Annotated in this window: 1 protein-coding gene; it reads left to right on the top strand. The window is 33.5% G+C overall.

Annotation, left to right across the window (positions count from 1 at the left end; genetic code table 11):
* Positions 1-230: 230 nt before the first annotated feature.
* Positions 231-629 (top strand): hypothetical protein, encoded by a 399-nt coding sequence (locus ACYVRA_RS07685; RefSeq protein WP_461252150.1) that lies wholly within the window; start codon positions 231-233, stop codon positions 627-629.
* Positions 630-777 lie beyond the last annotated feature (148 nt).

The following is a 777-nucleotide window of genomic DNA, read 5'->3' as shown; positions in this document are numbered from 1 at the left end:
TCAATTTGTAAAAGTATATAATTTTTTTTTAAGATTCATTGTTTTATTGTGTAATTTCTTTCTTAATTTAAGAATATATTAAAATTTTCTCTTTGTTCTCCGCTATTATGCCTCTTGTTTTAATTATATTTATACTGTAAAATACTTTTGTAACTCGTTGAGTTATAAAAAATGAAAAAATGAAAATCATTTTTTCATCATCTCTAATTTTTTTATAAGAGAGGATTATTATGGAAGGGAAATTAGGAAGTTTTCTGTGGAAGATTTCGGTTGCTTTGTATCTTATTGCAAACGGAGTTCTGGGGTTAGTTGGTTCCGGTAGAGGAGATTTTTCGATTATTTTTGGCGCGATATTTGGAAAGGGTTCAGGTGTTCTTGTAACGATTGCCAGCGTTATAGCGTTAATAGCGGGTATCGCAATTTTATTGGAAATGTGCAATGTCCAACTTTCATTCCTGGATTCTTTGATACTTATTATTGCTATTATATGGGCAGTGTATGTCATCGTAGAGATTGTTGCATGGATAACCGGCAAATACAGAGGATCTACTTTATGGGAAATATTACAAAGGCTGGCCGTTCATCTTATGGTTCTCAGCAGTCTTCTTATTGCAAGCAAAAAATTCTAAGAGTACTTAAATAACTTCACAGAGCCGCATACGCAGGTATGCGGCTTTTTTTTAATTTATTCGAGAAGACCTCTCGCAGAGGCGCAGAGGCGCAAAGTTCCTGTCCGATAGCTCATTGTTGATCAAGATATATAATTTTGACTACAAA

It is taken from the genome of Treponema sp. R8-4-B8 (genome assembly GCF_054786175.1).
This window is presented reverse-complemented; position numbering and strand designations above follow the sequence as displayed.

Coding starts and splice junctions, on each gene's coding strand:
- ACYVRA_RS07685 (WP_461252150.1), top strand. CDS start 231: ATGGAAGGGAAATTAGGAAGTTTTCTGTGGAAGATTTCGGTTGCTTTG.